Below are 9,326 nucleotides of genomic sequence, written 5' to 3'. Positions count from 1 at the left end.
CCCTCCCCACCGTATAGACGGTGGGGAATTCCGCACCTTACGTTAAACCAGGTGAAAACACCTTGCCGCCGATCCAAGCGCTTCGCGCCGCCGGCGCACTTGCGACAGCGTTGCGTAGCAATAACGACGTAGAGAAACGTTTCGTTGCTATTTGAATTGAAATGACCATAATCCCTGAGCCGATAGAGCTGCCGCTGCGCTCGCCCCAACGAGCAGTTTTATGGACCGTCCATTTATTGATCCCCGTGACAGAATGGCCCTAGAGGCGGGGATTGAGGTCGCACATGGCTTGGGCAGTTGGCCAACACTTGCAGGGGGGGCGCTACCGCGTCGAGGCCGTTTTGGGGGAAGGGGGCTTCGGCATCACCTACCGCGCCTGGGATAGCGTCCGCGCTGACTATGTGGTTATCAAGGTCTTGAACGACAGCCTCCGCGAGGATCCCGACTATCCTCACCTTCAGCAGAACTTCATGAACGAGGCGCTACAACTGGCCCGCTGCCGCCATCCCCACGTGGTGAAGGTGGAAGAGGTGATCTGGGAGCAAGATCGCTGGTGCATTGTGATGGAGTACATTCGCGGCCAGACTCTGCACCAGCTTTTGCGCCAAAAGGGATCGTTGCCTCTGCCGGAAGCCCTGCGCCTGACGCGGGAGGTGGGATCCGCCCTCATGGCCCTGCACGAACAGGGGATCCTGCACCGCGATGTGAAGCCGGCCAACATCCTAGTACGGGAGGGATCTGGGCAGGCGGTGTTGATCGACTTTGGCCTGGCGCGGACTTACACGCAGGGGCTCATCCAACGCCACACCTCCTATGGCACCGATGGCTACGCCCCCCTGGAGCAGTACGACAGCCTGCGCCGCCGCGGCGCCTTCACCGATGTCTACGCCTTGGCCGCCACCCTCTACACCCTGCTGACAGGGATGGTGCCCTTGTGCGCGCCGGTGCGGGCTACAGGCCGTCAGTTGGATCCCCCCCGCAGCCTCAACCCCAGTATTCCTGAAGAGGTGGAGGCCGCCATCCTCAAAGGGATGGCTCTCCACCCTGAGGATCGCCCGCAAACGGTAGCCGAGTGGCTGGCTCTGCTGCCGGCAGAGAAGCAGCCAGCTACCTTTGAGCCCGCCATCCGCACTCAAGAGCTGCGGGAACTGGAACAGCTTCTGGCCCACCAGCAACCTCAAGATGAGCTGGAGCAGCTCCTGGCCCAGCACTCGGCAGAAGAGCTGGAGCGCCTGGTGGCACCCCCTACCCCTGCCACAGCAAAAAGGGAGGCAGGCTCCAGATCCCTGATTTTCCCTGAGGTTGGTCGAGAGGGATCCCTGCCTGCAACCCCCTCCTGGCCCGACTGGGTGGGAGAAGCGGCTTCTGCCCTGCAAGGGCTGTGGGATCGGCTGCGGGCTGGCCAGTGGGGGGAAGCCGATCGCTGGACGACGGCTTTGCTGCTTAAACTCAGTGGGCGCTCCCAGGTGGGCTTTTTCGATCCCAAGGATGTTGAAGCTTTCCCCTGCCCGATGCTGCGGCTAATCGACCAACTTTGGACGCAGGCCAGCCATGGACGCTTTGGCTTTACCGTCCAGAAGCAGCTCTGGCAGGAGTGTGACTCGGAGAAAAGGGGAGGGCTCAGCTCGAGATCCTTCTCGGCCTTGCCCCGCGAAGAGTGTATGGGAGAGAAAGTGGGCTGGCAGATCCAGGGCCGCTGGCTGGAGTACGGGGAGCTCAAAACCAACTTGGAAGCGCCCAAGGGCCATCTGCCGGTAGGCTTTTTCTGGGGCTACTCAGGTGGCTTACGCGCAGCGCTGCTGATGCTGGATCGGGCGGTACTGAAAAAGTTCAAAGCCTGCCTGTAAAAAACTCTTCTCTCCCTGGGATAGCAAACGGCGAAAAAAGGTGAGAGTATCCGCACCTTTCCTCAAGGAATTGGAGAGGATTGCTGGGCGCTCCCTCCTTTCTCCAAAAGGGAAGCTGCCCGAGGGTCTTCACGAACAGCCAGCCCCAGGTGAATCAGCGCTGTCTCAACGGTATTGACCTGCTCTGCTAGAGCTTTCCACCCTCTTGCTTTCACACCGTAGCGCTTGCCAAAGTAAGCCCGAGCAGCTGCAAAGGAAGCAAAAGATTTTTTGAGGGTCGCTGCTGTCCAGGGCTTGGCATTCAGCCGTAGCCAATTCCGTTGACCTTGCTGTTGTCTCTCAGCAACAAGTTGCCCTGTCAACTCAAGGAGCTCGGCATAATTGCGCCGCGAGGCGGCGATTGCCGTTTCAAGACTCTCGATGAGACCCATGGTTATCCTCCAGAGGTAACTTCTCTTGATAGTAAATATCCTGCTCGTTCTCCGGAAGCAACTTTCTAGAACCGGCAGAAGGCAGGTTAGTTTCAAAAATAGACATGATCTTGTTCAGGTAACTTTGCAGCAAGCTCCTAACCCCCGGCATGGGAAGGTGATCCACCACATTCTGAAGCTGGTCAAAGAGATGCTTAAGTCTCTTCAGATCTAAAATGGCACGACTGACAATCTCCTGGACTCGAAGCTGCTCTTCCGCAAGCTCTCTTATTCTATTGGCTAGCCTTTGATTTTCAAGCTCTTTCTCGGTGAGCAAACTTAAAGCTGCTTCCTCAGTCTCGACTATTTTAAGCTCAAGCTTAAGGTTCTGCTCTTCCAGAGACTCAATCTGCTCGATTAATAAATTTGACTCAAGCAAAGAATTAAGGCTAATACCCCTACTCAGTAGAAAGCTAACAAGCAAGTCGCTACAATCTTGTCTTTGGAGCTGCAGTTCTCTGAGTTTAGGCTCTGCTAATTCCTTCAACACTTTATGAGCTATTCCTATCCCCAAGCAATCGCCGTCGCCATGCCCGGGAATACTAACCCTCAAATTGCCGAGAACGGCTTGCGTGTGATGTCTGGCACGACGATGGATAATTTCCCAACCCCACTCTCTTGCTTGACGCAAGATATCCCGTTTCCGCCAATTTCTTGGAGACTGAGTAATGGCTTGAATCTCTCTCTCCTGCTGTATGACGTCCTCTCGCCTTTTAAGGAGATCAAGGAGATACTCTAGCTCCCCCTCGCTGAAACCCATGCAACAACGCCCTTGAGTGAGACTCTCCTCCTCAGCTTATTCAGCTTTCACCGAGACCAGGAGAACATCTCAAAAGTTGTTAACGTTAAGAGATGCTTTGTAGCTTTTCCAGCAAGCTTTCTCAGTAACACCTAAGACAACACAGCAGCAGAGCGAGCAAGCTCTGTAAAAGAACTCCCCTCTCCCTCGGGGAGAGGGGCTGGGGGTGAGGGGGGTGGAGAGCCTTAGTAGCGATGCACCAGCCTGTTGAGGGGCTTGAAGATATCCGCCTCAAATTTCTTGCCCTTGAGCATGCGGTTCCAGTACAGCCAAGGCAAGAGGTGCACTTTGGCCAGGTACATAGAGTAGCGCTCCCGCGTTGGATCCAGGGGGAAGGAAGGGGCGAGCTTCCCATCGTAGGCAAACTCCGCCATGATTAGGGAGTTATAGCCGGTGATCAGGGGGCAGCAGGTGTAGCCGTCGTAGCGGGCCGGCAGCGGCTTCGACTGCATGGCCGCCAAGAGGTTTTCCGCTAGCACCGGCGCCTGCTTGCGGGCTGCGGCTGCCGTCTTGGAAGTCGGTAGGGAAGAGGCATCCCCCAGAGCAAATACGTTGGGGTAGCGGGGGTGTTGCAGCGTCCACTTGTCCACCTCCACCCAGCCACCAGGTCCCGCGAGGGGGCTGCGCTTGACAAAGTCCGGGGCGCTCATGGGCGGGGCCACGTGGATCATGTCGTAGTGCAGGCTTACCTCTTCCTTGCCCTTGTCGGTGGTGACTTCAAAGATGGCCTCCTGCGTCTCGGGCCGGATGGCTTTGAGGTTGTGCTTGAACTTTACCTGGATCCCGCGCCGCTCCACCACTTTCTCCAGGGCGGCGCTGTATTCTGGCACCGCGAAGAGGGTGGGAGTGGCAGTACAAAAGATAACTTTGGTGTTGACCCCAACGCCGCTTTTGCTCTTAAAGACGTCGTCGGCCATGTACATGATTTTCTGGGGCGCGCCGCCGCACTTGATGGGAGTGGCGGGGTAGGTGAAGATGGCCGTGCCCCCCTGGAAGTTACGGATGGTCTCCCAGGTGTAGGGGGCGTAGTCTTTGGAGTAATTGCTGGTCACGCCGCCCTTGCCCAATGCTTCCGGCAGACCCTCGATCAGGTGCCAGTCAATTTGGATCCCGGGGGCCATGATGAGGTAGTCGTATTCGATAACTTGGCCGGCCTCGGTGATGACGCGGTTGTGATCCGGATCCAGCTCGGCCACCCGCGCCTGGATCCACTTGGCTCCCCTGGGGATGACGGTTTTTTCATCGCGAACAAACTTGGCCAGCGGCGCAATGCCCCCGCCCACCAGCGTCCAGCCGGGCTGGTAGTAGTGCTTGTCGGAGGGCTCGATGATGGCAATGTCGAGGTTGCGCTGGCGCTCCAGCAACTGGGCGGCTGCGCTGATGCCGGCTGCCCCTCCCCCGACAACAACAATCTGATGGCGAATAACTGTAGGAGAACTCCCAGAAGCAGCCCCCTGCACCTCGGAGCGCGCGCCGTTTTGCGGCACTGCTGCTGACTGGGCTTGCAATTCCCTTGGCTTTGTAGTCGGTACTACCATAACTCCCTCAAAACGGAAACAAAAAAAGAAACCGCTAGGCTCAATTGGCCATATTAAAAAACAGCAAAAGAGCCAGCTCACCTGTCCAGGAGCCCGGACAGGTCAGCCGAAGCCCTTTGGCTTCCTACAGGCTCTAGCTAATCATACTACCTAATAAGAATATGCTCATCCTTTCTATCTATCGAGAACTTTAAGCAAAACTTAGCCGGCTCCTTAAACGTTGTTGACGCTTGTCTTGGTAAAGAGCCCCCCGAAGGACACCTTGCCAGGAAGGGCCCATGGCATTGGTTAGGCTATCAGAGATAAGGAGGGCAGGCAGCCCATCCACCCCTCGCGGTGTTGTAACTCAAGACTCCGAATCATGGCTAAACCTTCATCCCTTGAGCTGCTCCCAGCCCCTGCCTGGCATGCCCTGTCGGAGGAGCAAGCCATCCAGGAACTCCTCGGAGAGGAGATGTCTTTGGCGGGGCTGTTGGAAAAGGGCCTCTCTCAAGCTGAAGTGGAGAAGAGGCAGCGGCAATACGGCCCCAATGAGCTGAAAGCCAAAGCTGCAACGCCGGCCTGGGTCAAGTTTCTGCAGCAGTTTAACCAGTCCCTCCTTTATATCCTGATGGTGGCTGGGGCGGTCAAGGCGTTCCTGGGATCCTGGCGCAACGCCATCGTGATCTGGGCGGTGGTGGTGATCAACGCCCTCATCAGCTACATCCAAGAGGCCAAGGCGGAGGAGGCAATTGCCGCCCTGGCCAAGTCGGTGGTGACTGAAGTCACGGTGCTGCGGGAGGGGCAGAAAGTGCGGCTGCCCTCGCGGGAGCTGGTGCCGGGGGATGTGGTGCTCTTGAGCTCGGGAGACAGGGTGCCCGCCGACCTGCGCCTGCTGAGTGCGCGCAACTTGCAGGTGGACGAATCGGCCCTCACGGGAGAGTCGGTGCCGGTGGAAAAACGGCTGGGATCCCTGCCGGAAGACACTCCTCTGGCCGACCGCCAGAACATGGCTTACGCCGGCAGCTTCGTCACCTTTGGCCAAGGGGCGGGGGTGGTGGTGGCCATCGGCAACCAGACCCAAACAGGTCGCATCTCCCAGCTCATTGAAGAAGGGGGATCCCTGCAAACTCCCCTGACGCGCAAGTTTGAGGCCTTCAGCCTGACCTTGCTGAAAATTATCCTCACCTTGGCTGCGTTCACTTTTTTGGTGGGGCTGGTGCAGGGCCAAGCGGCAGCAAGCGTCTTTGAAGCGGCAGTGGCGCTGGCGGCGAGCGCCATCCCCGAAGGCTTGCCGGCGGTAGTTACCGTAACCCTGGCCATTGGGGTTTCCCGCATGGCCCGCCGCCATGCCATCATCCGCAAGTTGCCGGCGGTAGAAACCCTGGGCAGCGCCACGGTGATTTGCTCGGACAAAACCGGCACCCTCACGGAAAACCAGATGACGGTGCAGGCCATCTACGCCGGATCCCGGCTCTACCGGGTTACCGGCAGCGGCTACAGCCCCCAGGGCCAGATCCTGTTTCAGGAAGCCAATTCCCCCGTCGAACTTCGCCAATGGCCTGCCTTGGAGGCTTGCCTGGTGGCCGGCTGCCTCTGCAACGACAGCCGCCTCAAACCCAAGGACGACGGTCAGTGGGAAGTTGTAGGGGATCCCACCGAGGCGGCTCTGCTCGTAGCCGCCCAGAAAGGGGGGCTGGATCGAGACGATCTGCAGCGCCGTCGCCCTCGCCTAGACAGCATCCCCTTTGAATCCGAGTTTCAGTACATGGCCACCCTGCACCGGTTGGGGCCGGAGGAGCACTGTATCTACGTCAAGGGATCCGTAGAAGCTCTCTTGCCCCGCTGCGGCAGCCAGATGGGTCCCCAAGGGGAGATCCAGCCCTTGGAAGCAGAGCGGATTCGCCAGCAGGTGGAGGCCTTGGCGCGGCAGGGGCTGCGAGTCCTGGCCTTTGCCCAAAAAGCCGTCCCCCCTAGCCAAACTCAGGTGGATCACTCAGATCTGCAGGAAGGGCTGATTTTCTTGGGCTTGCAGGGGATGATTGACCCGCCGCGGCCGGAGGCCATTGCCGCTGTGCGCTCCTGCCAGACTGCCGGGATCCAAGTCAAGATGATCACCGGCGACCATGTGCTCACGGCCCAAGCCATTGCTGAGCAGATGGGCCTGGGCGGCGGCAAACCGGTAAAAGCCTACAGCGGTCGGGATCTGGAGCAGCTCAGCCCAGAGGAGTTTGCCACTGCCGCCAAGGAGGGCTCTGTCTTTGCGCGGGTGGTGCCGGAGCAAAAGCTGCGCCTGGTGAAGGCCTTGCAGTCGCAGGGTCAGATCGTGGCCATGACCGGCGATGGAGTTAACGACGCGCCGGCCTTGAAGCAGGCAGATGTGGGCATTGCCATGGGACGAGGTGGCACCGAGGTGGCCAAGGCTGCCGCCGACATGATCTTGACCGATGACAACTTCGCCTCCATCGAGGCCGCCGTCGAAGAGGGGCGCACCGTTTACAACAACCTCCTTAAAGCCATCGCCTTCATCCTGCCGGTGAACGGGGGAGAGTCGATGACCCTTCTTCTTAGCGTGCTCCTCAACCGCGAGCTGCCCATTTTGGCCATTCAAGTGCTGTGGCTGAACATGATTAACTCCATCACCATGACGGTGCCGCTCTCCTTCGAGCCCACCACCGGGCGGGAGATGACCCAACCACCGCGGGATCCCAACGCCAATTTGCTCTCTCCTAGGCTGCTGCAGCGCATCCTACTGGTGTCGGTATTTAACTGGATCTTGATTTTCGGGGTTTTCGAGTACGTGGAACAAACCACCGGCAACCTCAACCTGGCCCGCAGCATGGCCATTCAGGCGCTGGTAATTGGGCGCATCTTCTACTTGCTCAGCCTTAGCCAGGCTATCCCTACCCTGTTGGGCCGCGGGCGCGCCAGCCAGTTGGAGCGCCACGAACGCTTGATGGATGTGGCAGCTATTGCCATTGGCATTGGGGCGGCCATCCTACTGCAGATCCTCTTTAGCCAATGGAGCCTGTTCAACACTCTCTTCGAGACAGCACCCCTGAGTTGGGCGCAGTGGGGCTTCTGTCTACTGGTGAGCTTGCCGATGATCGGGGTTGCAGCGCTGGCCAACCGGGTGGATCCGGAAGGCGCCTCGCTGGCCCGCTCCCCTAGGAAAGCCTAAAAGGTGCCTCCAGCTGGCCTGAAGTCACCCTAGGGATGGCTACTGTCTCCAAGAGGCTTTCTAGGGCTGGGATCCAGAGAGTCTTCCCCAGATCTTTGGCAAGGGGCGGTGAGGGCCTGCCTCTCGCTTTTTGCCAGAGAGCTGCGCCTAGCGGTTGGCCTGGGGAATGAGGATTTGCTGCAAGGCTTCTTTTAAGTGGGGATATTGGAAGGTGAAACCCAGCTGCAGCGCGGCCTGAGGGATCACCCTCTGCCCCGTCAGAACCACCTGAGCCGCTTCGCCCAGCAGCAGTTCTAGGGCCAGCGCCGGCACCGGCAGCCACGAGGGGCGGGCCAAAACTTGTCCCAAAGTGCGGCAGAACTCTTCCATCGGCACAGGGTTGGGGGCAGTGGCGTTGAAGACACCGGATCCCTGTTGCAGCAGGAAGCAGACCAGGCTTACCCAGTCGTCGCGGTGGATCCAGGAGACCCACTGCTTGCCAGAGCCAAGGGGGCCACCGAGGAAAAACTGAAAGGGGGCAAGCATTTGGGCCAGGGCTCCCCCAGCGGGCCCCAGGACAATCCCCGTGCGCAGGATGGCCAGGCGGATCCCCAGCTCCTCCGCCGGGCGGGCGGCGGCTTCCCAGGCTTGACAGACTTCTGCCAAAAAGCCCTGGCCTGGCGGAGCCGCCTCCGTTAGGGGATCCCCTTCGGGTCGGGAGCCGTAGTAACCCACTGCCGAGCTGTTGATCAGCACCTGGGGCTTTGGGTCGAGGGAGGCAAGAGCCTGGACGAGAGCCTGGGTGGTTTCCACGCGGCTGCGGCGGATTTCTCTTTTCTTGGCTTCTGTCCAGCGGGAAGAGGCCAGGGGCTCCCCGGCCAGGTTGACAACGGCCTCGTACCCTTCCAGAGCTGAGGCCCAGGCTTGCGGTTGGTAGGGATCGTACCCCAGCAGCTTGAGGTTGGGGGATGCTCCCAGAACGCGGCGGGCCTGCTCAGGGCGGCGGCTCAAAACCAACACCTGATCCCCCCGCTCCAGCAGGCGGGCCACCAAGCGGCGCCCGATAAAACCACTCCCGCCCGTGATGGCAATGCGCATAGGACTTCCCTTCTTCAACTCCCTGGGATCTGTGCAGAGCATTCCCCCCTTGAACCTCTAGCCTAGCGCGTCTGCAGTCTTGGCCGTGGTCGTCTTGGGGGAATTGCAAAACCAGCCCAGGCCATGCCGAGTTGGCGCTGAAAAGACGGAAAAGAAAAAAGTCTGGGGCCAGCCCCTGACATACCTGGGAAAATCGGCTTCAATAAGCCCTAGCTGCGCTTCCTGGCAGCAGCAGCGGTTCCTTATCCCCTTACCTTCTTCCCTTTACCCGTGGCACCCAAGTCTTCTTCCCGCACTCCGGCTCGCCCCTTGCCTCTACAGGTGGAGCAGGTTGCTGGGCCTGGGCTGCCCCTTTCCAGTCGCTCCCAGGGATCCCTAGTCCGACCAGGGAGGCAAGGAGCGCTGGTTGCCAGCCAGCCAACGATCCCCGTTCGA

Annotated in this window: 6 protein-coding genes; 2 read left to right on the top strand and 4 right to left on the bottom strand. The window is 59.4% G+C overall.

All coding sequences use genetic code 11. The features are described from left to right. Nucleotides 1–284 precede the first annotated feature (284 nt). The gene (locus NW835_RS11370) at nucleotides 285–1,847 is read left to right on the top strand and encodes a protein kinase domain-containing protein (protein ID WP_414415332.1); all 1,563 of its coding nucleotides are present in this window, start codon (nucleotides 285–287) and stop codon (nucleotides 1,845–1,847) included. Nucleotides 1,848–1,909: 62 nt separating this feature from the next. Here NW835_RS11370 and NW835_RS11365 read toward each other — a convergent pair whose 3' ends face one another. The 3 genes from NW835_RS11365 to NW835_RS11355 form a co-directional block, all read right to left on the bottom strand. Then, nucleotides 1,910–2,278: a hypothetical protein gene (locus tag NW835_RS11365; protein ID WP_414385806.1), complete on the bottom strand. Its 369-nt coding sequence runs from the start codon at nucleotides 2,276–2,278 to the stop codon at nucleotides 1,910–1,912. Next, nucleotides 2,256–2,948, bottom strand: coding sequence for a hypothetical protein (locus NW835_RS11360; RefSeq protein WP_414415331.1), 693 nt, complete (start codon nucleotides 2,946–2,948; stop codon nucleotides 2,256–2,258). The genes NW835_RS11365 and NW835_RS11360 overlap by 23 nt, the downstream gene beginning before the upstream one ends. 353 nt (nucleotides 2,949–3,301) lie before the next feature. Beyond that, complete coding sequence (locus NW835_RS11355) at nucleotides 3,302–4,654, bottom strand: FAD/NAD(P)-binding oxidoreductase (RefSeq protein WP_414372810.1); 1,353 nt, start codon at nucleotides 4,652–4,654, stop codon at nucleotides 3,302–3,304. A gap of 361 nt (nucleotides 4,655–5,015) precedes the next feature. On the opposite strand from NW835_RS11355, the gene NW835_RS11350 reads away from it, so the two are divergent. Continuing rightward, the gene (locus tag NW835_RS11350) at nucleotides 5,016–7,814 is read left to right on the top strand and encodes an HAD-IC family P-type ATPase (RefSeq protein ID WP_414415330.1); all 2,799 of its coding nucleotides are present in this window, start codon (nucleotides 5,016–5,018) and stop codon (nucleotides 7,812–7,814) included. Between the two features lie 147 nt (nucleotides 7,815–7,961). Here NW835_RS11350 and NW835_RS11345 read toward each other — a convergent pair whose 3' ends face one another. Then, nucleotides 7,962–8,891 (bottom strand): TIGR01777 family oxidoreductase, encoded by a 930-nt coding sequence (locus NW835_RS11345; protein ID WP_414415329.1) that lies wholly within the window; start codon nucleotides 8,889–8,891, stop codon nucleotides 7,962–7,964. Between the last annotated feature and the right edge of the window lie 435 nt (nucleotides 8,892–9,326).

This window comes from Synechococcus sp. OH2 (genome assembly GCF_047462155.1).
GTDB lineage: Bacteria > Cyanobacteriota > Cyanobacteriia > Thermostichales > Thermostichaceae > Thermostichus.
Note: the sequence above shows the minus strand (reverse complement) of the source record. Positions and strands in the feature narration are given on the sequence as shown.

Bases quoted from the DNA above. Each gene is read 5' to 3' on its own strand.
- NW835_RS11350 (WP_414415330.1), top strand. From the start codon at position 5,016: ATGGCTAAACCTTCATCCCTTGAGCTGCTCCCAGCCCCTGCCTGGCAT.
- NW835_RS11370 (WP_414415332.1), top strand. From the start codon at position 285: ATGGCTTGGGCAGTTGGCCAACACTTGCAGGGGGGGCGCTACCGCGTC.
- NW835_RS11365 (WP_414385806.1), bottom strand. From the start codon at position 2,278: ATGGGTCTCATCGAGAGTCTTGAAACGGCAATCGCCGCCTCGCGGCGC.
- NW835_RS11345 (WP_414415329.1), bottom strand. From the start codon at position 8,891: ATGCGCATTGCCATCACGGGCGGGAGTGGTTTTATCGGGCGCCGCTTG.
- NW835_RS11355 (WP_414372810.1), bottom strand. From the start codon at position 4,654: ATGGTAGTACCGACTACAAAGCCAAGGGAATTGCAAGCCCAGTCAGCA.